The organism is Gimesia algae, assembly GCF_007746795.1.
GTDB lineage: Bacteria > Planctomycetota > Planctomycetia > Planctomycetales > Planctomycetaceae > Gimesia > Gimesia algae.
This window is the reverse complement of record NZ_CP036343.1, coordinates 6480869-6505411: the sequence shown is the minus strand read 5'-3', so window position 1 is coordinate 6505411 and position 24543 is coordinate 6480869. Positions and strand designations below refer to the sequence as shown.

The 24543-nt window shown below is 49.9% G+C and carries 22 protein-coding genes; 6 read left to right on the top strand and 16 right to left on the bottom strand.

Annotated features, from left to right (window positions below; all coding sequences use genetic code 11):
• Positions 1–43: 43 nt before the first annotated feature.
• Positions 44–847: a sulfite exporter TauE/SafE family protein gene (locus Pan161_RS24410; protein WP_145231350.1), complete on the bottom strand. Its 804-nt coding sequence runs from the start codon at positions 845–847 to the stop codon at positions 44–46.
• Between the two features lie 219 nt (positions 848–1066).
• Here Pan161_RS24410 and Pan161_RS24405 point away from each other — a divergent pair, with 219 nt between their 5' ends.
• Entirely contained in the window at positions 1067–1705 is a 639-nt protein-coding gene (locus Pan161_RS24405) for a TlpA disulfide reductase family protein (RefSeq protein WP_145231349.1), read from the top strand.
• Here Pan161_RS24405 and Pan161_RS24400 read toward each other — a convergent pair.
• Entirely contained in the window at positions 1695–2447 is a 753-nt protein-coding gene (locus tag Pan161_RS24400) for a DUF1614 domain-containing protein (protein WP_145231348.1), read from the bottom strand. The genes Pan161_RS24405 and Pan161_RS24400 overlap by 11 nt on opposite strands.
• Positions 2448–2676: 229 nt before the next feature.
• Between Pan161_RS24400 and aroC the strand changes: the two genes are divergently transcribed.
• Both aroC and Pan161_RS24390 read left to right on the top strand, forming a co-directional pair.
• Positions 2677–3825, top strand: coding sequence for a chorismate synthase (aroC, locus tag Pan161_RS24395; protein ID WP_145231347.1), 1149 nt, complete (start codon positions 2677–2679; stop codon positions 3823–3825).
• 14 nt (positions 3826–3839) lie between these two features.
• On the top strand, positions 3840–4259 hold the full coding sequence (locus tag Pan161_RS24390; RefSeq protein ID WP_145231346.1) for a secondary thiamine-phosphate synthase enzyme YjbQ: 420 nt from the start codon (positions 3840–3842) through the stop codon (positions 4257–4259).
• A 26-nt stretch (positions 4260–4285) separates the two neighbouring features.
• Here the strand turns inward: Pan161_RS24390 and Pan161_RS24385 are convergent, their stop codons facing one another.
• The 12 genes from Pan161_RS24385 to groL (Pan161_RS24330) form a co-directional block, all read right to left on the bottom strand.
• Positions 4286–5644, bottom strand: coding sequence for an outer membrane protein assembly factor BamB family protein (locus tag Pan161_RS24385; RefSeq protein ID WP_145231345.1), 1359 nt, complete (start codon positions 5642–5644; stop codon positions 4286–4288).
• Positions 5645–5710: 66 nt separating this feature from the next.
• On the bottom strand, positions 5711–6415 hold the full coding sequence (locus Pan161_RS24380) for an EF-hand domain-containing protein (RefSeq protein WP_197995499.1): 705 nt from the start codon (positions 6413–6415) through the stop codon (positions 5711–5713).
• Positions 6416–6767: 352 nt separating this feature from the next.
• On the bottom strand, positions 6768–8099 hold the full coding sequence (locus Pan161_RS24375) for a Gfo/Idh/MocA family protein (RefSeq protein ID WP_145231343.1): 1332 nt from the start codon (positions 8097–8099) through the stop codon (positions 6768–6770).
• Between the two features lie 143 nt (positions 8100–8242).
• Positions 8243–8875, bottom strand: coding sequence for a gamma carbonic anhydrase family protein (locus Pan161_RS24370; RefSeq protein WP_145231342.1), 633 nt, complete (start codon positions 8873–8875; stop codon positions 8243–8245).
• The gene (locus Pan161_RS24365) at positions 8865–9953 is read right to left on the bottom strand and encodes a DMT family transporter (protein WP_145231341.1); all 1089 of its coding nucleotides are present in this window, start codon (positions 9951–9953) and stop codon (positions 8865–8867) included. The genes Pan161_RS24370 and Pan161_RS24365 overlap by 11 nt, the downstream gene beginning before the upstream one ends.
• Entirely contained in the window at positions 9940–10146 is a 207-nt protein-coding gene (locus Pan161_RS24360; RefSeq protein WP_145231340.1) for a DNA gyrase inhibitor YacG, read from the bottom strand. Before Pan161_RS24360 ends, Pan161_RS24365 begins: the two co-directional genes overlap by 14 nt.
• A gap of 79 nt (positions 10147–10225) precedes the next feature.
• On the bottom strand, positions 10226–10522 hold the full coding sequence (locus Pan161_RS24355; protein WP_145231339.1) for an FmdB family zinc ribbon protein: 297 nt from the start codon (positions 10520–10522) through the stop codon (positions 10226–10228).
• 38 nt (positions 10523–10560) lie between these two features.
• Entirely contained in the window at positions 10561–11118 is a 558-nt protein-coding gene (gene grpE, locus Pan161_RS24350; protein WP_232103463.1) for a nucleotide exchange factor GrpE, read from the bottom strand.
• Between the two features lie 75 nt (positions 11119–11193).
• A complete protein-coding gene (gene dnaJ / locus Pan161_RS24345) occupies positions 11194–12324 on the bottom strand; it encodes a molecular chaperone DnaJ (RefSeq protein WP_145231338.1) in 1131 nt (376 codons plus the stop codon).
• Positions 12325–12505: 181 nt separating this feature from the next.
• Complete coding sequence (groL, locus tag Pan161_RS24340; protein WP_145231337.1) at positions 12506–14125, bottom strand: chaperonin GroEL; 1620 nt, start codon at positions 14123–14125, stop codon at positions 12506–12508.
• Positions 14126–14284: 159 nt separating this feature from the next.
• Entirely contained in the window at positions 14285–14575 is a 291-nt protein-coding gene (locus tag Pan161_RS24335) for a co-chaperone GroES (protein WP_002647162.1), read from the bottom strand.
• Between the two features lie 151 nt (positions 14576–14726).
• A complete protein-coding gene (gene groL / locus Pan161_RS24330; protein ID WP_145231336.1) occupies positions 14727–16436 on the bottom strand; it encodes a chaperonin GroEL in 1710 nt (569 codons plus the stop codon).
• 723 nt (positions 16437–17159) lie between these two features.
• Here groL (Pan161_RS24330) and Pan161_RS24325 point away from each other — a divergent pair.
• Both Pan161_RS24325 and glpK read left to right on the top strand, forming a co-directional pair.
• Entirely contained in the window at positions 17160–18548 is a 1389-nt protein-coding gene (locus Pan161_RS24325) for an ammonium transporter (protein ID WP_145231335.1), read from the top strand.
• 274 nt (positions 18549–18822) lie between these two features.
• Complete coding sequence (gene glpK / locus Pan161_RS24320) at positions 18823–20310, top strand: glycerol kinase GlpK (protein WP_145231334.1); 1488 nt, start codon at positions 18823–18825, stop codon at positions 20308–20310.
• A gap of 23 nt (positions 20311–20333) precedes the next feature.
• Here glpK and Pan161_RS24315 read toward each other — a convergent pair whose 3' ends face one another.
• Together Pan161_RS24315 and Pan161_RS24310 are read right to left on the bottom strand one after the other, a co-directional pair.
• Positions 20334–21023: a potassium channel family protein gene (locus Pan161_RS24315; protein WP_145231333.1), complete on the bottom strand. Its 690-nt coding sequence runs from the start codon at positions 21021–21023 to the stop codon at positions 20334–20336.
• Positions 21024–21099: 76 nt separating this feature from the next.
• The gene (locus Pan161_RS24310; RefSeq protein WP_145231332.1) at positions 21100–22923 is read right to left on the bottom strand and encodes a TrkH family potassium uptake protein; all 1824 of its coding nucleotides are present in this window, start codon (positions 22921–22923) and stop codon (positions 21100–21102) included.
• A gap of 86 nt (positions 22924–23009) precedes the next feature.
• Here Pan161_RS24310 and Pan161_RS24305 point away from each other — a divergent pair, with 86 nt between their 5' ends.
• Complete coding sequence (locus tag Pan161_RS24305) at positions 23010–24416, top strand: HD domain-containing protein (protein WP_145231331.1); 1407 nt, start codon at positions 23010–23012, stop codon at positions 24414–24416.
• Positions 24417–24543 lie beyond the last annotated feature (127 nt).

Below are 24543 nucleotides of genomic sequence, written 5' to 3'. Positions count from 1 at the left end.
TATGATCTGAAAAAGAGGATCATCTACAAATGAACGATTGCTGTTACATGAATAGTAGCTTGATCGACATGCAGACAAGAGCAATATATAAAACTATGCGGATGAAGGCATCCCCTTTTCTGACTGCCAGGTTAGATCCGATCCACCCCCCCACTGACATCCCGATCATCAGAATCAGTCCGGTGCCCCACAGAACCTGACCCTGCCATGCAAAGATTCCGATTGCTGCTACCGTATAAAGGGCTACGATAAACACCTTATGCATGTTCGTTCGTAATAAATCGATATTCATCACATTATGGATAATTGCAATCAGGATAAAGCCGACACCCGCCTGAATAAACCCGCCATAAAAGCCTGCCAGAACCATAAGCAGATATGCGGTGACTGGCACAGGTTTTTCAGAAACGGTGCCTTCGGAAAGATTCTCAAGGCCCTCAGAACCGGTCGAGTTTTCTTCCTCGTTCTGTTTCGGCTTTTTCTTTTTTCGATTACCAAAAATCATTGTCACCAGAACTCCCAGCATGACAATTGCCAGAACGCGATTAAACCAGGCATTGCTGAGTTTTGTGCCTAAAAAAGCTCCAATGACAGTGCCCGGCAGCGCGCACAGTGCCAGGGTCAGGCTAAGGCGGTAATCGGAGAATCCCTTTTGTTTAAAACCAGCGATCGCAGTCAGGTTCTGACCCAAAATAGCGATACGGACCGTTCCATTGGTGACGGCACCGGGTATATCCAGAAACACCATGACGGGCATCAGGATGAGTGAACCACCGCCTGCCAGAACATTCAGGATGCCAGCGATACAGCCAACGCCTGCCAGTAATAGATAATGCCACCAGACCAACAGGTTCTACTTTCCTTCAGAAATGGACGCGGATGTTCTGAAACGTTCACCACATTTTGGGTAATCGAATTTTGGGAAATCGAATTCAATTGATGTATTTAGAGACAATCCTGCTTCAATGTTACGTCGTTTGTTCTAATCTATTCGTTTCCAAGACGGTATAGTAAACTAAGAGAATAGACTAGAGTGTAAAGCTTTCTATGGCAGAGTACCAAGAGAATGAAGTTTAATTTACGACAAACATTCACAATCTTTTTTCAAAAAAAGCGAATCCTGCACGCGCTGATTACTGCGACACTTTTCATTCTGCATTCGGGCTGCCAGCCTGAGACGCTGGATCAAAAAGGGGCGGGCACTGTGAACACAGGTTCTGTTGAGAATCTCTCGCTGAAAATTGCTGACTGGCGATTTGTTGAGCAGCTGGTTGCCGACAATCAGGGGAAAATTGTCGTCGTTGATCTCTGGTCAACATCCTGTCCTCCCTGCCTGCGTGAATTTCCGGAGCTTGTCGCTTTACAGAAACTGTACCCGAAAGAAGTGCTTTGTGTTTCCTTCAATTGTGATTACTTCGGGGGCAAGAATTATCCACCCGAATATTATAGAAAGCCTGTCGAAAAGTTTCTCGCAGAACAAAAGGCCTCAATGACGAATATCATCAGTAATGTCCCTGCGGAAGAATTGTTTCCCACCCTGGATCTGGCCTCAATGCCTGCTACCTACGTCTATGATCGGCAGGGTAAACTGGCAAAACGCTTTGATAATGAACGTCGCGAGTATGGTAAGGAAGGATACACTTACAAACGGGATGTGATCCCCTTGGTGGAAAGCCTGTTGAAAACAGACACACTCAAACAATGAGTGCTGCGATCATGCCCGAGAGCACAATTCCATCCCAGGTTCCCGCACCACCGATGCTGATCGACGGGGAATCCAGTTTTTTGAAGTCATTCCAGTGAAACAGGTCGGCTCCAATCAGCGGGCCGGAAATTCCGATCACAAAAGCAATCGGTGCATACAATGCCTCATAATCCATGCCCGCATTGCCGGTCAGTGGTCCGATGATCCCAAAGCCAAGGATCGTTGCGATCACCGACACCAGAGGCGGAATAAAGACCGGCATCGCAATACCCATTCCAGGAACCAGCCGTGAGGTGCGATAACAGACCACCGTATTCAGGCAGATTCCGACACATGTCACCAGGATGGGAGTGATGCCACCCCCGATGATAAATCGAGAGAGCCAGATCGCCAGTAAAACCGGAATTACGCAGCCACCCAGATTTACGGCAATAATTGCTTCCTGTCGCAAACGCTGCATTTTCGGCATCAACTGCATTCCAGCCAGGGATTCAAATACGGGAACATTGACTTCCCGATTGAGGGGATACCTCGCGATGGGGAAGTTAATCAGAGAGCCGAAGATCATCCCAAATAGAACCAGGATAGCAGCCTGTGGGCTGAGGTGCAGATTTCGCAGGGCCGTCTCAGCCAGATCGACAAAGATCAGAGGCAGCATGCAGCCCATGAAAATCATAAGGCTCAGAATCATACAGCCTGAAACGGGAGGCGTCTGAAATTGCTGGGGTGGCTGTGTCGACACGGTCAACTATCTTTCTGTTCTGGTCAAAAGCCGAGTCTGCTGGTTCGATACATTTAAACAGGAGTTGGATTTGGGAGCCCTGTTTAGACCGGGTATTTTAGCGGGCCTCCCCGATTCCTGCAGGTTTGAAGCGGGAATATTCGGAACAATTCCTACCTTCTCGCTGAATTCATACTCTGAAGACAGCCGGGAAGGATGAATTTCCCCGAAGTCCCGCTACAATCAGGATATGGCAGGAAACAGTTTTGGACAATCATTTCGGATCACTACAGCAGGCGAAAGCCACGGTCCGGGCAATGTCGTGATTATTGATGGCGTTCCACCGGGGATTCCAATCAGCGTGGAAGATCTATTAGTTGATCTTAATCGTCGCAAACCGGGACAAAGCAAGATTGTCACACAGCGCAAAGAAGCGGACCATCCTGAAATTCTCTCCGGTGTTTTTGAGGGAATCACAACGGGAACCAGCCTGGCAATTCTCATCCGAAATGAAGATCAGCGCAGTAAAGACTATAGCGATATTAAAGACAAATATCGCCCCGGTCATGCTGACTACACCTACGATGTGAAATACGGCTTCCGTGATTACCGTGGCGGTGGCCGCTCCAGTGCACGAGAAACGAATGTGCGTGTTGCAGCCGGTGTTGTCGCCAAGAAAATTCTGGACGCAGCATTCGGTGGACGCGTCATCGGTTATGTGACTCAGGTCGGACATCTCAAGGCCGAGATTTCCGATCCGACTTCGATTACGGCAGCGCAGGTCGAAACATTTTCCGACGGCAGTTTGAACCCGGTCCGCTGCCCCGATCATGACCTGGCGCGTCAGATGTTTGACTTCATCGATACTGTCCGAAAAGACGGCGATTCCATTGGTGGCGTAGCAGAAATTGCCGCCATCAATATTCCCGCTGGTCTGGGTGAACCGGTTTTCGACAAACTGAAAGCGGATATCGCCAAAGCCCTGTTCAGCATTCCCGCAGTTCTGGGAGTTGAATATGGCTCAGGATTTGGCTGTGCGACCATGCGTGGCAGTGAAAATAACGATCACTTTGTGGCGGAGACCAGTGCCGAAAGTGATACACCTGTGATTGCGACGGATACGAATCGTCATGGAGGCAACCTGGGTGGGATCTCCACCGGACAACCTCTTGTCTTTCGTGCAGCCGTCAAACCGACCAGCAGTCTGCTGATCGAACAACCGACGGTCACCAGTCAGGGAGAGGCGACGACGATTCGCACAAAGGGACGACATGATCCCTGTCTGCTGCCCCGCTTCGTTCCGATCGCCGAAGCAATGATTGCTATTACACTGGCTGACCACTGGTTGCGCTGGCGGGCTCAATGTGCGGCGGCTCCGGATCGCACTCATCACATTTAAGAGGGAAATCCAACATGGCCTGGATACAAAAGCAGATTCGTCTGCCTGCGTTTCGACGTGGGTTTCATATTGTTACTCGTGAAGTCCTCAGTGAAATCCCTGAACTCTCGACAATCAAGGTCGGCTTAATGCATGTCTTTATCATGCATACGTCCGCTTCACTTTCGATCAACGAAAATGCGGATCCGGATGTCCCCGTGGATCTGGAAATGTCTTTTAACAAGATTGCGCCGGAATCATTTCCCTATGTGCATACCTGTGAAGGGCCCGATGATATGCCTGCGCACGTCAAAGCGTCTCTACTTGGAAATTCCTTGACGATCCCGATCAGCGAAGGGCGTCTCTGCCTGGGAACCTGGCAGGGAATCTATCTGTGTGAACACCGCAATCATGGCGGCGGTCGGCGACTGGTTGTGACGATTCAGGGTGAATAGTCTGGAATGACTCTGCTCTCACTATCTTATTTACCCACACAATACAGATGCTTGTCTGAGCGGATAAAAAGGTCGCCATCACTGATCGCTGGTGAAGCACTGAAATCCTCATTGTCATTTGTCAGTCGATTCACAGAGATCTGTTCCAGTTGATCACTGGCTTTGATGACATAAGTTTCCCCGGAACGAGATGTGAAATAGATTTTGCCATCTGCTATGACCGGAGAAGAATAGTCACTGCCACGAAAGCCTCCACCACCTCCTCTGCCAGAACGTCTACCAGAGCGATTGCCGCCTGCTTCCTCTTCCCGGTCGTCCGTGGCGACTGAATCTCCTGAATCCAGTCGACCCCGGAAGATCCGTTCTCCCGTTTTGGCATCAATGCAGTTAACAATACCGCGCGAGAAGAAATAAATTCGGCCCTGGTACATCACCGGTGTTTCAATTCGGTTGGCATCGCGACCAGTCCAGAGTATGTTTGTTTTGGTAATGTCACCTTTGCCACCGGCTTTGACAGCAATCGATCCGCCGCCCCGCCCTTCAATGCCGTAGATAACGCCGTTCTCTGCAATCACGCTGGAACAATAGGTGTCTGTGTCCATAGCTTCGCAATACCAGCGTAATTTGCCGTTTTCTGGGTTCATCCCCCAGATCTCATAAGGTACACCCAGTACCAGATCTGTCTCATCGTCACTCCCCTTGACCAGAACGGGGGTGCCCCAGGTTGCGTTAAAGCCCGTTGATTCCTGCCGCCAGACTTCTTTGCCTGTCTTTTTATCGAGACCAACCAGAGCTTCGCTTTCCGCAGTTGCGGTAACGATCAGCAGATCTTTATAGAGAATCGGGCTGGATGAAGAACCCCATCTGCGAGAATCGAGTTCATCGCCGACGATTGTCTGCCACAGTTTGTTGCCATCCAGATCGTAAGCGACTGCGCCCGATTTTCCGAAATAAGCATAGACATGCTTCCCGTCTGAAGTGGGGGTATGCGATGCATAGCCATGCTCGGCGAACATGCCTGTGTAGACGTCTTCAGGGAGTACCGGTTTAACCGTTTTGTCCCAGAGAATTTTTCCCGATTTTCGATCAAGGCAGACCAGATGCCTGCGCAGATCCTTTTGATTTCCAGGATCATTGCGGGTCATCCCGTAGCCCGACCAGCAGGTGACAAATACTTTATCACCTACAATGATCGGACTGGATGAACCGTGTCCAGGCAGAGCCACTTTCCATTTGAGATTCTGCTGAGGACTCCATTTGTCAGGCGTCGCCTGCTTTTCGTCTGAAACCCCTGACCCGTTTGGTCCACGAAACCGCATCCAGTCTGCCTGAACGCTTGAGGAAATTAACATCAACAAAGCGAAGACAGCAATTTTGGGCTGCATGGCATGTTCCCTGAAACTGGATACGTTAATGGGCCAAACGGATAACAGTGGGTTTTAAGACTCAAGTTAGTTATCAGATTCAGGACGTTTGGGGCGATCTCCGTCTGAATTACGACCACCGCGGTCGCCGCGATCTCTACCACCTGATCGATTGCGAGAGTTGAACTGCTCTGACATTTTCGTCAGCTCGGCTTTATCGATTTCCTTGTCTTTGTTGGTATCGATTCGATCGAACATCCCCTGCATTCTTTCGGGAAGTTCTTCTTTGGTGAGTTTGCCGTCTTTGTTCTTGTCATTGACCATCATACGCTCGACAAAGTCGCCGCCTCGACCACCGCGGTCCCCATCACCACGACCAAATCCACCGGGACCTCCCGGTCCACGTCGATCTCCATCACGACGGCCGAAGCCACCAAAATCAGGTCGCAATTCTTCTTCTGTCAGTTTTCCGTTTTTGTCTTTGTCCAGTTTCTGGAGAGCGACTGTAGCATTGTCGATCTCTTCTTTGGAGAGTTCTCCATCCTTGTTGACGTCGAGAGTAATGAAGATGGGTAACATCAGCATAAAATTAGGACGTCCACCAGGACCTCCTCGGCCATCACGGGGGCCACCTTCCCGGGGACCACGGTCACGATCACCACGTTGACGTCCTTCGGGACGATCGCCCCTTTCCGGACGATCTCCTCCCTCTGGAGGCTGAGCTGATACAAGTGTGGTGGCGCTGATTGCAAGTAAAGCAGCACCAACTGAAAATAAACGTGACATACGCATTTGAGAGTCTCCAGAAATGTGATTTTGAAATGTTAAGTGTCTCAAACCAGTGGGTTTACAGCACTGGCTGTATGTTAAAACGAAATGAGGTTTAAGGTCCATCTTCCACTCGTGCAACACCTGTTAGGAAGAACGGGTGCGTTAGTGGAAGTGACTGTGTACCTCGATCATCTTTAAGCTACAAAAATCAAACCCGGGAGACGAGAAAATGTTTCGAAAAACTCCATAATCTCTCAGAATATCTGCGAACATGAAAATTTGAGGTAGCGACAATTTGTCCGAAAAAAAACGCCTGCAGGTAAACTGCAGACGTTTTGAAATCATTTGATGGAAAACTGCGATCAGGCTGATACTATTTGAACGCAGTGATACCGGGCATGGCAATGGGAGGGACTGGGATCGGCCCCCACTCATAACTGGCTGGTGTCAGGTCTTCTTTGGAATTCATGGCTTCCTCCCAGGTGATTGATTTTCCGGTATAAGCTGCCATGCGTCCCATGATCGCCAGCATGGTACTTTTTGTCATATAGTCACCATTGTTTAGCGGTTCGCCTGAGCGGATGCTCGCGAAGAATTCATCATGTTCGACCTGATACATGTTTTTGCTTTTGTCCCGGAACTGCCAGGTCTTTTCGCCTTTTGGGTCGTAAATGCGGTGTTTAAAGACATCGACACGGCCCTTGGTACCAAATACATGATCAGAGACATCGACGGCGCATCCATCCTGCTGTCGACAACGGCTGAAACCTTTAACGCCATTCGGATATTCGTAAACGATGGCAAAGTGATCGAAAATATTGCCATACTCTTTCCCAATTCTGGTCTGTCGACCGCCGGTTCCGCTACAGGCCAGTGGCGTTTGGTCCTTCATGGTCCATGCCATTTTATCCAGGCTGTGGACATGTTGCTCCGTGTTGAAATCCCCGGACAGCCAGGTGAAATACAACCAGTTTCGCATCTGCCATTCCATATCGCTCCATTCGGGTTGCCGCTCAAACATCCATAATCCGCGGGTATTGTAACTGCACTGGATGGCCATCACATCGCCGACAGCTCCGTCGTGGATCTGCTTGAATGTTTCCCGCATCCCCTGGTGATAGCGCCAGCAGAGTCCGGAGACGATGGAAAGGTTCTTTTGTTTTGCCAGCTTACAGGTTTCCAGAACTGACCGCACGCCAGGCGCATCTACGGCAACCGGCTTTTCTGCGAAGACATGTTTGCCAGCTTCAATGGCGGCCCGCAGTTGCATGGGGCGGAAGTGGGGGGGCGTTGTCAGGAGCACGACGTCGACACAGTCAATCACTTTCTGGTAGGAATCGAAGCCGACAAACTTGTGATCGGCGTCTACCTGAACCTGTTCCGCAACAGGATTTTTTTTCAGATTCTGTAAGCTCTTATCCAGATGGTCATAGAACGTATCACCCATGGCGACCAGTTTGGCATTCGGGTCAGCAGCCAGCGCCTGTGCGGCGGCTCCGGTTCCCCGTCCACCACAGCCAACCAATCCCACGCGAATTACATCACTGCCTCCGGCAAACAGACTGGTTTGCAGAGCAGTCATCTGAGAGGAACCAGCGAATGCGGCGCTTGAGAAAGAAGAAGCGGCAGCTACAACTGCAGTGCCGTTTTTGATAAATTCACGTCGCGTCGTTGAGGGGGAAGTCTGAGGTTGGTTGGTAGTCATGAGGTAATCCTGAATTAATTAGTTTCGTTGAAAAACTGATTCCTTAGGATACCATACCCAACCGACTGTTTTCGAGGCAAAAAGCAGAACTGGTAACAGGTTTTTGCAAGAGGAGTTGGGCATGTGAACAGGCACTGTCTTTACTATTTGTCTGTAATCAATGCGTCGATGTGATCTCTTCCAAAGCGCTGCAGACTGGCTGCGCCTAAATTGACGTAGTGTTGCCAGGTTGCTTTGAGACGTTCCTGCTGCTGTTCGGTGAGAACTTTGATCTGCCGGGCTGGACAGCCTGCCCAGAGCGTACCCGGGGGAACGTGAATGCCTTCCCGCACCAGAGCACCTGCGGCAATCAATGCACCTTTTCCGATCACACAACGACTGAGTACTGTTGCACCGATGGCGATCATGGCGTCATCTTCCACTAAAGAGCCATGTACGATGGCAGCGTGTCCCAGTGTCACGCGATCACCGAGAATACAGGGATGTTGATAGTCAGTATGCAGGATCGATCCATCCTGCACATTGGTCTCTTCTCCTACCTCAATATATTCCAGATCACCGCGCAACACACACTGATGCCAGACCGTACTACGCGCTTTGAGGCGAACTCTTCCGGTGATAATGGCGTCCGGTGTCACCCAGGCTGTCGGATCGATGAATGGTGAAGAATGGAGTGCCTGCCAGTCACAGTCCACTTCCGGATAGGGTAATTCGGGGGGGGCGGGAATCTCCGATTGCATTCGTGGCCAGTCGGGTGAAGCGGAATCATGATTCATCAGGAGTACCTTTATCTTGTGGGGCTGGTAGCACAGCAACCTGAGTCAGACTGCTGTTCGGAATGGTGGGGCGTTTCTTTTCCATTAGAAACAAACCACCGATTGTCAAAGCGGTCCCGCTTAACAGCCAGACAGTTAACTGTTCACCGAAGCAGAGGACGCCAGCAAATGCGGCCATTGCCGTTTGGGATGCGTTTAACAGATTGACCCGGGTCACCGTCAGATATTTCATCGAGGCACCAATCGCGAAAAACGCGATGGCATTCATGATGCCTGCCACCAGCATGACCAGATACTGCCAGGGAGTTGTAATCCAGAAAATGGAGATTCCCAGTCGATAAACGGCGACACCAGTCAGGCAGATCAGACCTGTCGTGCTGATCAATACCAGAGTAGCAGAGATGGATGTTTCCCCTCGTACCGAACCGCGAATGACAGCGCCTCCTGCGCCATAAGAACAGCCGGCAAAACCTGCCACAAAAATAGTGAGTGCAACCGTCGCCATTGCGCTGGAATGATGTTCCATATTTTCAAATACGGATTCCTCTGCCTGGTGGGCACCCAGACTGAGGATTACAATCGCCGCAGTCAGGATGATCATGGAAGTAAACATGCGCGGTGTGATTGCTTCCTCCAGGAAGATTCGCCCCAGCAGGGCACCTGTGGTCAGCAGTGTGGCGAAGCAGAGGGGCACGGTAAAAGCCAGCCCTCCCAGGCTGAGCGACCATTGAAACATGACGTTTCCACCGAATTGCATGACCAGCCCGGTCAGAATTAATGGCAGGATCAGTCGCCGCGGTGGCAGTGCAGGAAGTCCCTGAGATCCGCGGTAGGCAACCAGGCCCCAGCCCACAATGGTGGCGGGGACCGATTTTAAAGCAGAAATCCAGATGGCCCAGTCAGCATTGTTATCCACAGCCGCTTCACGCAATGCGATATTGGCAGCGGTATAGGCTAACGCGGATAACAGTCCATATAACGTGCCCTTTACGGTGGGGGAGAGCCCACCAGTGTATTCGCTTTCGGAGTTTTCAGACAAAGCAGGCGCATCCGATGAAGTCTCTTTAATCGTCTTCACCTTCTTGCTCCAGTTGCTGCAACTCGATGATACGCGGGTCGAGTTCTTCTACAATCGCATAGCGGCCATCTGACCAGCGGAAGAAGTCAACGTCACGACATTTTTGGCTGCAGAATGGAAAGGGTGATTGGTCATCACTCGCTTGTGATGTGACGACTTTTCGACATATGGGGCATGTTTGTGGTTGGATCATCGGATCCTCAGACAAAAGGGGAAGCGAATTCAGGGGCTGAATCTCTTATAGATCATTCCAGAGGAAATATCAAAGGTAATCAGGAATCTGAAGAGCCACTCTTGCTGGAAGAGCCTGAATCACCGCTGCTTTTCGAATCGGGGCTGGGTGACTGTGCTTTGGAATCGGCGGCAGCATCTTTTTTGTAAGAGCTGCTCCGGTAATCAGTTTGGTAAAAACCGGTACCTTTGAAGATGATTCCGCCGCCTGCGCCGATCACGCGTTTGGCTTTGAGCTTTCCGCACTCCGGGCATTTTCTCAGGGGCTTAGCGGTAATTGACTGAAATTCTTCCCATTTATGACCACACTGGGAACATTCATAATCATATGTTGGCATCGATAGTGACTCACAATTAAAAAGGCAATGAGAAGTAATTAACCTTCCGCAGGACCAGACGAAACAATAACTTTCGTAGGGCGAACTACCCGGTCATTCAGAATGAACCCCTGTTCCAGTTCCTGAATGACTGTCATCGGCGGATGCTCATCAGAGGGCATCTGCTGCAGTGCTTCATGCAGATTTGGATCGAACGGTTTTCCCAGCGCATCAATCGGGGTCACATTATGTTTAGAGAGAACATCCAGAAGCTGTTTTGCCACCATTTCGACGCCTTGTTTGAGATCACCGACCTGATCGGCACTCTCAGCGGCATCGACAGCCCGTTTCAGATTATCCAGCGCCGGTAACAGGTCCTGAATAAAGGGAGCTGCCGCATACTGGCGCAGCAGTTCCATTTCTTTCTGATGGCGCTTTCGGACATTGTCCAGTTCGGCCTGTGAACGCAGAAAACGATCCTGATTCTCATCACGCTCGGAAATCGCGGTCTGCAGCTGTTCTTCGACTGTGGGCGCTTCCTCTGTCACTTTATTCTCCTCAACCGGAATTTCTTCGGTCTGGTTTTGAATCTCTTCTGGTTGTTCCATGTCTGACATGTTTCTGACCTGCTACGCTATTTCAAACTGTTCTGAATATGAAAACTAAATTGACGAACTCATCCATCACACTCCCTAGTCAGAGTGTGTGAAGTACTCCTTCAATTTGTCAAAAAACGAATTACGGTTCGGGCTGCGGTGGGAAGAGACTTCCGTGTGTTCAATTTCTGCCAGTTCACGCAACAGCTCTTCTTCCCGCTCTGAGATCTTCTTGGGGACATCGATCTGCACGACGACATGCAGGTCGCCACGCCGGCCCCCATGCGGATTAGGCATTCCCTGCCCTTTCAGTCGGAAGACTTCGCCTGGCTGGGTTCCCGAAGGTATTTTCAGATCGTGTCGTCCTTCCAAAGTCGGGATCTCGATATTGGCTCCCAGAGCAGCCTGTGTGTAAGTGATGGGAACATGGCAACTCAGTTCCTGTTCCTGGCGGCGGAACAGTGGATGCTCATCAACGCCGATGACGACATACAGGTCACCCCTTGGTCCCCCATTGGCTCCCGGGTTTCCTTCACCTCTCAGGCAGAGTTGCATCCCGTTATCGATACCGGCAGGAACTTTAATTTCCAGCTCGGTTTCTTGTGCTATGCGACCCTCTCCACGACAGTCTGAGCATTTTTGGACAATGACTTTTCCCGCACCACGGCACCGTGGACAGGTTGTCTGCACCCGGAAAAATCCCTGGGACTGCACTACCTGGCCGGCACCGCCACAGTAATCACATTCATCAGGTTCCGTCCCTGGTTTCGCGCCTGATCCGTGACAGGTATCGCAGGTTTCCTGTCGATTGATATGGATTTCACGTTCGCAGCCCGCAGCGGCATCCAGCAGATCGATTTGCAGGCTGGTTCTCAGGCTTTCACCCTGACGCGGACGGTTGCCGCCGCGCTGAGACGAATTTCGGAAACCGAAGCCTTCAAACAGATCGCCAAACGCACTGAAGATATCGGAGACATCATGGAACTGACTGGCACCTGCGCCAAAATCAGCGTGTCCATAGCGATCATAGTGGGCACGTTTTTTATCATCACCCAGAACTTCAAATGCTTCTGCAGCTTCTTTGAAGCGTTCGACGGCTTCATCATCACCTGGATTTCGGTCCGGATGATTTGCCAGCGCCAGTTTCTTGTACGCTTTTTTGATTTCAACGGTGGTCACTTCGCGCGATACGCCAAGAATTTCATAATAATCGCGTTTCGATGCCATAAATCACAACTCGTCGTATGTCTAAAAGGTTTAGAACCTGACCATGTCCGCTCTGGTCAAGTTTCTGTTATTGTCGTTCTATTCAGAATTGAAAAAAACGGGCCACCATTTTACGGCGGCCCGTCTGTTATCACAATGTTTCTCCTGAATTCCGGTGACAGAACTCAGACTCTGTCAGAAACTATCGAACACTACCTTCGACGTCAGCCAGCTTTTTACCTTCGGTGCTGTCACTGCGGGTGACAAGTACCTGGGTGGTCAGCATCAGGCCGGCAATCGAGGCGGCATTTTTCAGGGCGTTTTTCACAACCTTGGCCGGATCAATAATTCCTGCTTTGAACATGTCGACGTATTCGCCAGAGTTGGCATTATAACCTTTGGAGCCAGTCAGTTGTTTGACTTCATCGGCGACCACGGCACCATCAGTTCCGCAGTTTTCTGCGATCTGTCGAATTGGTCCTTCCAGAGCACGTGCGACAATCTGGATGCCGATCTTCTCGTCGTCGTTTTTGCCTTTGACTTTTTCGACGGCTTCGATCGATCGCAGCAGAGCAACGCCACCACCGGGAAGAATTCCTTCTTCCACTGCAGCGCGTGTGGCGTGCAACGCATCTTCCATACGGGCTTTGGTCTGCTTCATTTCTGATTCGGTAGCTGCACCAACAGAAATAATAGCAACTCCGCCAGTCAGTTTTGCCAGACGTTCCTGGTATTTTTCGCGATCATATTCACTGTCAGTTTTTTCAAGCTGACCGCGAATCTGAGCAACGCGTGCCTGCAAAGCGGCTGTTTCGCCGGCACCTTCGATCAGAGTACAGGAATCTTTAGTAATTTCAATCTGCTTGGCCTGGCCCAGTTGTGCCAGTTCCACAGATTCGAGTTTGATTCCCAGGTCTTCAGAAATCACGGTACCACCTGTCAGCACAGCGATGTCTGCCAGCATGGCTTTGCGGCGATCGCCAAAGCCGGGAGCTTTGACAGCAGCAATATTGAGCACGCCACGCAGTTTGTTGACGACCAGCGCTGTCAGTGGTTCGCCTTCCACGTCTTCAGCAATAATCAACAGCGGTTTCCCTGTCTGCGAAACTTTTTCCAGCAGAGGCACCAGATCTCGTAAAGCCGAGATTTTAGATTCGTGAATCAGAATATAGCAGTCTTCCAGAATGCACTTCATGCCTTCTGTGTCAGTGACAAAGTAAGGTGAAATGTATCCTTTGTCGAACTGCATTCCGTCTGCGAAAGACAGAGTGGTTTCATTTCCTTTGCCTTCTTCGACAGTGATCACGCCGTCACGACCCACTTTTTCAACAGCGTCGGCGATCAGGTTGCCGATGACATTATCGTTGTTGGCAGAGATGGCACCGACCTGAGCAATTTCTGCCTTTTCGGTGACAGGTTTGGCCAGTGCTTCGATCGCAGCGACAGCAGCTTCCACTGCTTTGTCGATTCCACGACGAACGATCATGGGATTTGCTCCCAGCGATATGCCACGCAGGCCTTCCTGGTAGATGGAGCGGGCTAAAACGGTGGCAGTTGTTGTACCATCGCCGGCGACATCGCTGGTTTTGGTAGCGACTTCGTTAACCAGTTTCGCTCCCATGTTTTCGAAGGGATCTTCGAGCTCAACTTCTTTACTGACTGTAACACCGTCTTTGGTTACCAGGGGGTTCCCAAAGCTTTTATCGATGATCACATTACGTCCCGTGGGACCCATTGTGATGGCTACAGCGTCGCTGATAGTTTGCACGCCTTTTTGCAGCTTGGCACGTGCGCGATCTTCAAACAATAGTTGCTTTGCCACGCTTATAAACTCCTCTGTTTAACAGGAACGAACATTCGATCGGATTGCTCCGTTCTCCCCTGCGTGATTTGTGGTTGATTAAGATTCTCGAAGCAGACAGAGAAAACATTGTGTTTTACAATGCCATTCTCTGTCCGAATGGTCCGATTCAGTACGTCTTTACTTGATGATTTTGGCAAGAATGTCGCTTTCCCGCAGGATCTTGACGTCCTTACCACTGACTTCGATATCGGTTCCGCCGTATTTCCCGTAGAGAACTTCATCACCGACTTCAACAGCAACCGGGCAACGTTCACCACTTTCCAGAAGACGTCCAGGTCCGACAGCGATGACAGTACCGCTCTGTGGCTTTTCCTGGGCTGTGTCAGGCAGAACAATCCCACCAGCAGTTGTTTCTTCTGCAACATTGGGTTCAATCACGATACGGTCATCAAGAGGATTCAGTTCCATTATGTTAACTCCCAAGTATTCCAATTAGTCTGGTTGTATGTGTGAATCCGGGAGCAGTTCCCGGAAGTAATATGTCTCTTTTTAACAATCAGGATCCTGTTACAGTCCTGTTGCCACCCTCTTAAAATGCTGAGAGGATAGCGATTGTGACTTAGAAGCCACCCATACCGGGCATGCCGCCCATGCCGGGCATACCGCCACCCATTCCTGGCATGCCACCCATGCCGCCCATCCCACCCATGTCGTGGTGGTCATCATGGTGGTGATCGTCTTCTTCGTCCTTGGGTTCCTCGACAACAATGGAATCTGTTGTCATCAGCAGGCAGGCTACACTGGATGCATTCTGCAGGGTAGACCGAACCACTTTAGCAGGGTCAACGACACCAAAATCAAACATGTCGCCATAGCGATCATTCAATGCGTCGTAACCGTAGGAAGTGCTCTTATCTTTTTTAACACGATTGGCAACAACGGAGCCATCCTGTCCCGCATTTTCGGCGATTGCCCGCAGAGGCATTTCCAGAACTTTCTGAATCAAAGCGACTCCCAGTGCCTGGTCGCCAGACAGTTTAAGACTGTCGAGTGACTTGCTGGATCGCAGCAGAGCGATTCCACCGCCGGGAACAATACCTTCTTCGATGGCAGCACGGGTTGCGGCCAGTGCGTCGTCGATCAGGTCTTTGCGTTCCTTCATTTCAGTTTCGGTAGCAGCTCCTACATTGATCTGAGCCACTCCGCCTGCCAGTTTGGCCAGGCGTTCCTGAAGTTTTTCGCGATCGTATTCACTGTCAGTGATTTCGATTTCAGCCCGGATCTGATCAGCACGACCGCTGACAGCAGCTTTATTTCCACCGCCGCTGACAATTGTTGTGTTATCAGAGCTGACATGGATTTTCTTGGCCTGGCCCAGGTCTTTCAGCTCAACTGCTTCCAGCTTGATACCCAGATCTTTGAAAATAGCTTTGCCGCCGGTGAGTACGGCAAGGTCTTCCAGCATGGCTTTACGACGGTCGCCGTAGCCAGGTGCTTTCACTGCACAGACTTTGATAATACCGCGTAATTTATTGACAACCAGAGTTGCCAGTGCTTCGCCTTCAATATCTTCTGCAATAATTAACAGAGGCGAACCATCTTTAGAAACCTGTTCCAGCAGTGGTACCAGAGCCTGGGCTGAGCTGATCTTTTCTTCGTAGATCAGAATGTGAGCCCGTTCCATATCACAGGTCTGGTTGTCTTCATCAGTGACAAAGTGGGGTGACAGGAATCCGCGTTCGAACTGCATCCCTTCAACCAGATCGACTTCTGTTGAGACGCCGCGGCCTTCTTCAACAGTAATCACTCCATCAGCGCCCACTTTCAACAGGGCGTCTGCCAGAATTTTACCGATTTCCGGATCATTGTTTCCAGCGATCGTAGCGACAGTCTCAATCGCTTTTTTGTCTTTGCCTTTGACTTCCTTGGAAATCTTTCCGATCTGCTCGACGACTGCATCGACGGCTTTCTGAACACCACGGCTCAAGGCCATCGGGTCAGCGCCTGAGGCAATGTATTTCAGTCCTTCACGGAAAATGGCTTCTGCAAGGACCGTTGCCGTTGTGGTTCCATCGCCGGCAACATCGTTTGTTTTCGAGGCTGCTTCTTTTACCAGCTGGACTCCCATGTTCTCGAAGGGATCTTCCAGTTCGATGTCCTCTGCTACAGTGACACCGTCCTTAGTTACTTTTGGTGTTCCCCAGCCTTTGTCCAAGACAGCATTTCGCCCTCGCGGCCCAAGCGTACTGCTTACGGCTCGCGACAATTTAGCGACTCCTGCCAATAAACTCTTCCTGGCCTCTTCGTCAAAGCTTAAAAGTTTTGCCACAGTCTCTCCTCAACCAGCAATAATGGCCAATAATATTTGCCCATGACCACGATGATCTCTCACACGTCTGACAGATTCACTTACATGCCTGTCATGCATTCTCTAACGCGTGAGTACGTTTAGGTGTAATACAACAAAGTTGGCAGGGATTTAACTGGACCCTGACCACGTCGATCAGTAAATGCAATCGTCATGCCAATCGGATTTATGATTTGTAAGATACTTTTATATAAGGGATTATGTGATTTGAGTATTTTAGGTTTTACTCTGTAACTGCCAAGTTGGCAGCGAGGGTGATACTGACAATGGCCAGTCCATCAAGAGTTGGCTGCGTGGATTTTTATCTTGAAGATCCAGTCATAGTGTCCAATCAAAAGTGCTGGTTTCAGATCGCTGATGCAAATTGCAGGCATGCTGCTCAAACAGCAGGCAGTATTGCTGGGTTATGCCTGAATTACCCGCATTGAAAATGTTACAAAATGTAATAAACGACAAATATGAATTTATTGTGATAGTTTTTAAGTACCAATTAACAAACAGGATAGGTGCATGGAACCTCTTCTGAAAATTCATTGAGGCACACTGTTTGCATTATGACCAGCTACCAAAGAAAAGTGCTCAAATTATTGATTGGTATATTAGGGGCCCTAATCAGGATAAATGATTGTCCAAACAGTAGAAGAAACAACGACTGATTAGACTCCGGGAAAGGTTTGCGACAAAATGAATTGGAAACAAGCGCTCACAGGCTTAACGGCAAGCCTTGTCGTAGTATTAGCGTTCTCTCAACCCACTTTGGCTTTTGATGAAGCTGAACCGACAGAAAAGCCCGCAGCGGAAGCGACAGCGGAGACACAGGCTCCCGCTGAGGAAGCTCCTGCTGAAGAAGCCCCCCCACTTTCATTATCTGACATGTACTACGCACTCGATAACAGCATGCTAATGCTGTGTGCTGTACTGGTGCTGTTCATGCAGGCCGGTTTCGCGATGGTTGAGTCAGGATTTAACTCATCCAAGAACACAATCAATATCCTCTTTAAGAACTTAATGGATGTCTGTGTTGGCGTTTTGGTTTACTACGCAGTCGGTTATGGTTTGATGTATCCCGGCGTAGACAAACCCATGCTCGAGGGCAATGGTTACTTTGGTTTCGGTCAATTCGGAATTCCTGAATCAGGAGAACCGGGGCCTGCTGCACTCCATAAGCAGGTTGATTTCCTGTTTCAGGTTGCTTTCGCTGCGACTGCTGCCACCATCGTATCCGGGGCAGTTGCTGGTCGTCTCAAATTCAGTTCTTACCTGATCTACAGTATTATCCTGACCGGGCTTATCTATCCTATCAGTGGTTACTGGAAATGGGGTGGTGGCTGGTTGAATAGAATGGAATTCTATGACTTTGCCGGTTCGATTGTAGTACACGCGGTCGGTGGCTTTGCCGGTCTGGCAGGTGCTCTGGTTCTCGGGCCCCGTATCGGTCGCTTCAAAGATGGCAAGTCAGTTCCCATTCCGGGACACAATATTGCTCAAGCGACACTGGGTGTCTTTATCCTCTGGGTCGGTTGGTACGGATTCAATCCTGGTAGTCAGCTGGCTTTCGCCGGAACTGCAAACACGGACGCTGTGATGTTAATTGCAACCAACACAACTCTGGCTGCAGCCACTGGTGGTGTCGCCGCCATGGTCCTGGGTTGGATTATGTACGGTAAGCCTGATATTTCGATGGCTCTGAACGGTGTTCTGGCTGGTCTGGTTGGTATTACTGCTAACTGTGACAGTGTGACCAACGTCGAGGCTCTGGTTATCGGCGGTGTTGCTGGCCTGCTGGTTGTCTTCGGCATCCTTGCACTGGAAAAACTGAAAATCGACGATCCCGTTGGTGCTTTCCCTGTCCACGGGTTGTGTGGAGTCTGGGGTGGAGTTGCCACTGGTATCTTTGGAGATTATGACCTGGGTGTTCAGATTCTGGGATCCGTTGTGATTCCTGTCTATGCCTTTGTCACGATGTTCATTCTCTTCACGGTTCTGAAAGCGATCGGACAACTGAGAGTATCTGAAGAAGACGAGTTGAAAGGTCTGGACCTGTCTGAGCACGGAATGCAAGCATACCACTAGGACAGACTGCTGATACACTGGTACTTTGCAGGAGGTACTATTTAGTGTGACTGACTGATGGCCTGAGAAATGATTTCTCTCGCCATCAGTTTTTTTATGCGCACTCTCCCAACAGAACTCCCATGCTGAACTGCATTGAGAGATGGTCAGAAGATCTCTCTGGAAGAAATCTCAGGAATTCCTTGTGAACCAGGCTTGGCTTACTTAATGTAACAGGATGTAAGCATTTAGGTATCTCGCTTTGGATTTTGTGTTCGCCTCAAGGAGTTTTAAAATGGCTAAGTATGTTTTGGCTTTAGATCAGGGAACGACGTCCAGCCGCTCTATACTGTTCAACCATCAGGGAAAAATTGAGGCGACTGCCCAACAGGAATTTGAACAGATCTTTCCTTCGCCCGGACTGGTAGAACACGATCCGGATGCCATCTGGGAATCACAGCTGTCAACCGCACAGCAGGTAATCGAGCAATCCGGAATCAGCCTCTCTGATATTGCAGCGATTGGCATTACCAATCAACGTGAAACGATTGTACTCTGGGATCGTGATACGGGGAAACCGGTCTCCAATGCCATTGTCTGGCAGAGTCGCTTGACTGCAAAACGCTGCGACCAGTTAAAAGCGGAGGGGTACGAGAAGCTGTTCCGTGAGAAAACAGGACTGGTCCTCGATGCCTATTTCTCCGGTACTAAAATTGAATATCTATTAAACGAAATTGAAGGACTCAGAGAGAAGGCTGCGAAAGGAGAAGTATTATTCGGAACGATCGATTCCTTTCTGATCTGGCGGCTGACAGGTGGCAAAGTCCATGTCACTGACCCTACCAATGCGTGTCGAACCCTGTTGTATAATATTCATACACATGAATGGGATGCAGAACTGCTCAAGATCTTCAATATACCACGAGCCATGCTGCCACAAGTGAAAAGTTCCAGTGAAGTCTATGGGGAAACGACGTCCGAACTTTTTGGGGCGCCGATTAAAATTGCCGGAATTGCAGGTGATCAGCAGGCAGCGACATTCGGACAAGGCTGCTTTGAGACCGGTTCCGCTAAGAATACCTATGGCACCGGCTGCTTCATGCTGATGAATACAGGAGACAAGCCGGTTCCCTCCACTACCGGATTGTTGACCACAATCGGCTGGAGTATCAATGGGAAGGTGACATACTGTCTGGAAGGGTCTGTATTTATTGCCGGTGCTGCGATTCAGTGGCTCCGCGATGGACTGCAGATCATAAAATCGTCAGAAGAAGTAGAAGGTTTAGCATCCCAGGTGGAGGATTCAGGAGACGTCTTTTTTGTACCTGCGTTCGTTGGTCTTGGAGCTCCTTACTGGAATCAGAATGCGCGGGGAACTTTGATCGGTTTAACGCGCGGCTCTAAGAAAGCACATGTGGCGAGAGCAGTTCTGGAATCACTGGCTTATCAAAGTTGTGATGTACTGCATGCCATGGAAGAGGATTCCGGAATCAAGTTGAAAAACCTGAAAGTGGATGGGGGAGCCGCTGCGAATCAATTGTTGATGCAGTTTCAGGCGGACATGTTGGATGTGCCCGCACAGCGACCCGTCGTACACGAGACGACAGCATTGGGAGCCGCCTATCTGGCAGGGCTTGCGGTTGGCTTCTGGCAGGATCAGAACGAAGTGACAAAAAACTGGGCACTGGATGTAGAATTTCAGCCTGCCATGGAGCCACAGCGGCGAACTCATCTGTATCAACGCTGGAAAAAAGCGATCGAGCGATCGAAGGACTGGGCATAACCTCGCAGCCGCTGGGATCTGTGTCAGGTATTGCTGGTGGGGAGCCGCAGCAGGTTTTGATCCGTTCCAATGATTAGCAGAATGTCTGAATCCTGAATCTGGTAATCCGGGTGGGGAACACAGTCGGTTGTATAAATCTTGCCTGTTTTCTCTTCTACTTCGGGAGAATTCCGTTTGCGAATCGCGACGACGTTCACTGAGTAGGTAGAACGCAGGGAAAGCTCCGTCAGGTTTTTTCCAATGAATTCTTTCGGGGTGATCAACTCAATCATGGTATAACCATCGCCCACCTGGATGTAGTCTTCCAGGTGAGGGTTCGCCAGTAAGCGTGCGAGGTGAGCGCCTGCCTGAACTTCAGGTTGAATGACATCTGTCGCGCCGACCTGGGTAAAAATTTCCGCGTGGAATTTGCTTTGTGCGCGGCAGATGATTTTGGGGACCCCCAGTTTTTTGAGAATCACAGTGGTCAACAACGCTGATTCGAAATTTTCGCCAATGGAAATCACACAGGCATCCACCTTATCAATGTCCTGACTTTTCAATGCCAGTTCGTCCGTCGCATTCAGGCGAACGGCAATGGCAACGTCGTCTTTGATTTCATTGACCAGCTTGTCGGAAGTATCGATGGCAATCACTTCTACCCGGCTGGCTCCCAGGCGTTTTGCCAGTTCCGTTCCGAATCGTCCTAAACCGATGACGGCTACTTTTATCACTGGATCATTACTCCCTTGGGGATGAAATTTGTAGGTGCTGTATGAATCTCTATTTTAATGAATCTTATTGCAGGGATTAACCCAGGTTCACACTTTCTTCCGGGTATCGGTACCGATAGGAAGGACCGCGATTCGACAAGGCGATCAGAGCGGTTAACGGACCGACTCTTCCAATCAGCATGGTAAAAATAATCACCCAGTGTGAGGGGGTCGTCAATCCTGCGGTAATCCCTGTCGAAACACCGACTGTTGCAAAGGCACTGGTGGTTTCGAATAGATGATCCAGAAAAATGTCCTCTCGATTTTCAAATAATACGACCAGCAACGTCGAAGTCATCAGCATCATGATTCCCAGTGAAATGATAGTTAATGATCTGTGAATCAGGGTTGGGGGAATAGTTCTTCCCATAATTTCCACCCGGTCTCTGCCTTTCAGTAAAGCCCAGACAGACAGGATCGCTAAAGCGAAAACAGTCGTTTTGACACCGCCTCCGGTAGAGCCGGGGGAAGCACCAATAAACATCAACAGCACGGAAAACAGTTTCGACTGAGGCCGATATTCCCCCAGGTCAACCGTATTAAAACCTGCTGTCCTCATGGTCACCGACTGAAACCAGGCCTGGTTCAGTCGTTCCCAATAAGACAGATCCTGGTTGCCATGGATCGATTCTAAAAAGTAAATTCCGATGGTCCCCCCCAACAGCAGAAAGAGCGTCGTGAAAAAAACCAGGCGTGATGAAATCGTTAACCTGACTTTCTGAGTTGGGTGGTGAAACAGTGGTTTGCGCACTGTCAGATTGGAAAAGTGGGTGATTCCGTACAACATAAAATTATAGTTCACGGCAAAGCCCAGCCCACCAATGATGATCAATGCCGGCATCACTGCCCAGACCTGCCAATGGTGACCCATGCCGAGCAGGTTGTCGTCCATCAGGCTGAAGCCTGCATTGCAGTAGGCACTGATCGAATGAAACAGGCTATGAAAGATACGATCTTCCCATGCGAGTTCCGGCCAGAGCCCTGAAAGACAGACGGCCCCTGCCAGTTCTGTAAAAATGGTGATTCCCAGGATTGCCAGTAACAGGCGTCTCACATCACCACGCTGGTGAGATTCGAGCATTTCACCAAATGTGACACTCTCGCGTATTTGCATCGATCGTCCGAATGCTGCCGCGAAGAAAGCGCCAAAGGTCAGGATTCCCAGTCCGCCAATCTGAAACAGAATCATAATGATGGTTTGACCTGTTCTGCTCCAGTACGTGCCTGTGGGAACGATAATCAGTCCTGTCACACAGCTGGCGCTGGTCGAGGTAAACAACGCCGTCAGAAAAGGAGCGCCTGCTGTGTTCATCGTAGTGGGGTCCTGCACACGGGCCGAGGGAAACATCAGCAGAATCGTTCCTACGGAAATCAGAACCAGAAATGAAGAGACGACAATCAGAGCCGGGTTCCACCCCCGCGACGAGACACGCCGAATCAGGAGAATCGATTCATACAGGCTCCGTAAGATGATACAGAATTCAGAAACTCCCAGAATCAGAATCAGCCGATCAGGCGCAGAGTCAGGGAGAAGATCCTGAAAAATGACGATCAGGACAACACTGACGATCCAGAGACCGGATAGAAATACATACACGGCATGATTGCGAAGAAACTCTTTGCGGGACAGATGCCAGTAGTAGCGAAATCCCAGGCTCAAAGTGAAGTACAGCATCGCCGCGACAATGATCACCCCTAGTTCCCAATGGACGATGGTGGTAATCTTCAGCAGTCCATGTAGAATAACAGTGGCTATCAAAGCAACGATCAATGCAATGATTTCATAACGGCGCAGCAGACGACATCGGCGGGGATGGTGTGTCTGGAACTGAATCCGGCTGGGAAGATGCGACAACGTCATGAGTATATAAGCTGCAACAAAAAAAGAATTTATGAAAACCTGTTCAGATTCTATTCGCAATATAATGCAATTGAAACAGTGAGATAATGGTACGCGATTTTATTTCCGAAAGTTTGGTTCATGATCCGATTCATGGGTATATTCCCTTTACATCAAAAACGGGAATTCCCGATGAAGAAAACTCAGAACAGCAGATCATCGATCATCCCTGGGTTCAGCGTTTAAGGCACATACATCAGTTGCAGACAGCCTGGTGGGTTTTCCCGTCTGCAGAACATATGCGGTTTCAGCACGTGCTGGGGGCAATGCATCTGGCATCGGTCGCCATCCATGCCTGGTATGATTCACTCAACAGCGCCTGTCGCAATGTTCCGTCTCTGCCTTACGTGGAGAGCCTGGTACGTCTGGCCGCGTTGTTACATGATGTCGGCCATGGACCGTTCGGTCATTTTTTTGATGATCATTATCTGGATCAATATGGTTTGACCCATGAAGATATCGGGTCTCATATTATCGAGCATGAACTGGGAGACCTGATCCGCGGGATTCGCAGAAATCCCAGCGGTCGGTTAAACCCCTTGGAAGAACTGGACCCTAAACAGGTAGGTTGGCTGATCCGCCGCCCCTCTGGTGATCAGCAGAGTGAAGAAGGAAACCCGGACTGGCTTTGCAAGCTGCGTGCCATGTTCAGCGGGATTTATACTGTGGACAATATGGATTTTGTCCTGCGTGATGCATATATGTCAGGTTACAATAGTCGCGCCGTCGATGTGTCCCGGTTGATACACTACAGCTTTTTTACAGCCGAAGGTTTAACGATTCACGGACGCGGCTTACAGGCCCTCGTGAATTTTATTGAGACCCGGGCCAACCTGTTTCGCACAATTTATTATCACCGTACGGTCCGCGCACTCGATTTAGCTTTAGAAGAGATCTTTCCGGAAACGATGCAACGTCTGTTTCATGGGAATCCTCTGGAGCATCTCGACGATTATCTGGGGTTCACGGAATCCTCGTTTCTGGTTGACGTAGGACGTTTTAAGCAGAGTTCAGACCCGGCGGTTCAAGATCTGGGAGAACGCTGGCAGGGAATCCTTTCACGGAATGTTGAATGGAAAATGGCCTGTGAACGTTCGCTCAATTTTCATTCAGGTACCGCTGTCCACACTTCGATTTTTTCGGAACCGGATCTCGTGGAGAAGCGGGTCCGAGCGAAACTGCCCGCCAAATTAAAACAGATTCCGCTACGTATCGACGTTGCCAGGCACTATCACCGTCCCAGTGGTCGACTGCCCGCGGGGGGCCAGAACTTCCTGCTGGATCAGGGGACTGACAAGACACAGGAACTGCACGATGATGAGTTGTTTCGCGCACTCCCCGTCAGTTTTCTGATATTCCGTATTTATACCCGTGACCATCTGCACGATTTTGAGCTGACCAATGCACTCAATGCTGCGCTGGGTGAAGTCTCTGATTCAAAAACGAACATGTAGTTTCCAGTTCATCAAATTGAACTCAACGCAGACCGCTGATGCTGGCGTATGAACTTCTGTAAATTACTTTTACCTGTCGAATGGAAGTTCTGGCAGGGGTCTGCCTATAATCTTGAGTTGTTTTCGG

Coding starts and splice junctions, on each gene's coding strand:
- Pan161_RS24405 (WP_145231349.1), top strand. CDS start 1,067: ATGAAGTTTAATTTACGACAAACATTCACAATCTTTTTTCAAAAAAAG.
- aroC (WP_145231347.1), top strand. CDS start 2,677: ATGGCAGGAAACAGTTTTGGACAATCATTTCGGATCACTACAGCAGGC.
- Pan161_RS24390 (WP_145231346.1), top strand. CDS start 3,840: ATGGCCTGGATACAAAAGCAGATTCGTCTGCCTGCGTTTCGACGTGGG.
- Pan161_RS24385 (WP_145231345.1), bottom strand. CDS start 5,644: ATGCAGCCCAAAATTGCTGTCTTCGCTTTGTTGATGTTAATTTCCTCA.
- Pan161_RS24380 (WP_197995499.1), bottom strand. CDS start 6,415: ATGCGTATGTCACGTTTATTTTCAGTTGGTGCTGCTTTACTTGCAATC.
- Pan161_RS24375 (WP_145231343.1), bottom strand. CDS start 8,099: ATGACTACCAACCAACCTCAGACTTCCCCCTCAACGACGCGACGTGAA.
- Pan161_RS24370 (WP_145231342.1), bottom strand. CDS start 8,875: ATGAATCATGATTCCGCTTCACCCGACTGGCCACGAATGCAATCGGAG.
- Pan161_RS24360 (WP_145231340.1), bottom strand. CDS start 10,146: ATGATCCAACCACAAACATGCCCCATATGTCGAAAAGTCGTCACATCA.
- Pan161_RS24355 (WP_145231339.1), bottom strand. CDS start 10,522: ATGCCAACATATGATTATGAATGTTCCCAGTGTGGTCATAAATGGGAA.
- grpE (WP_232103463.1), bottom strand. CDS start 11,118: ATGTCAGACATGGAACAACCAGAAGAGATTCAAAACCAGACCGAAGAA.
- dnaJ (WP_145231338.1), bottom strand. CDS start 12,324: ATGGCATCGAAACGCGATTATTATGAAATTCTTGGCGTATCGCGCGAA.
- Pan161_RS24335 (WP_002647162.1), bottom strand. CDS start 14,575: ATGGAACTGAATCCTCTTGATGACCGTATCGTGATTGAACCCAATGTT.
- Pan161_RS24325 (WP_145231335.1), top strand. CDS start 17,160: ATGAATTGGAAACAAGCGCTCACAGGCTTAACGGCAAGCCTTGTCGTA.
- glpK (WP_145231334.1), top strand. CDS start 18,823: ATGGCTAAGTATGTTTTGGCTTTAGATCAGGGAACGACGTCCAGCCGC.
- Pan161_RS24310 (WP_145231332.1), bottom strand. CDS start 22,923: ATGACGTTGTCGCATCTTCCCAGCCGGATTCAGTTCCAGACACACCAT.
- Pan161_RS24305 (WP_145231331.1), top strand. CDS start 23,010: ATGGTACGCGATTTTATTTCCGAAAGTTTGGTTCATGATCCGATTCAT.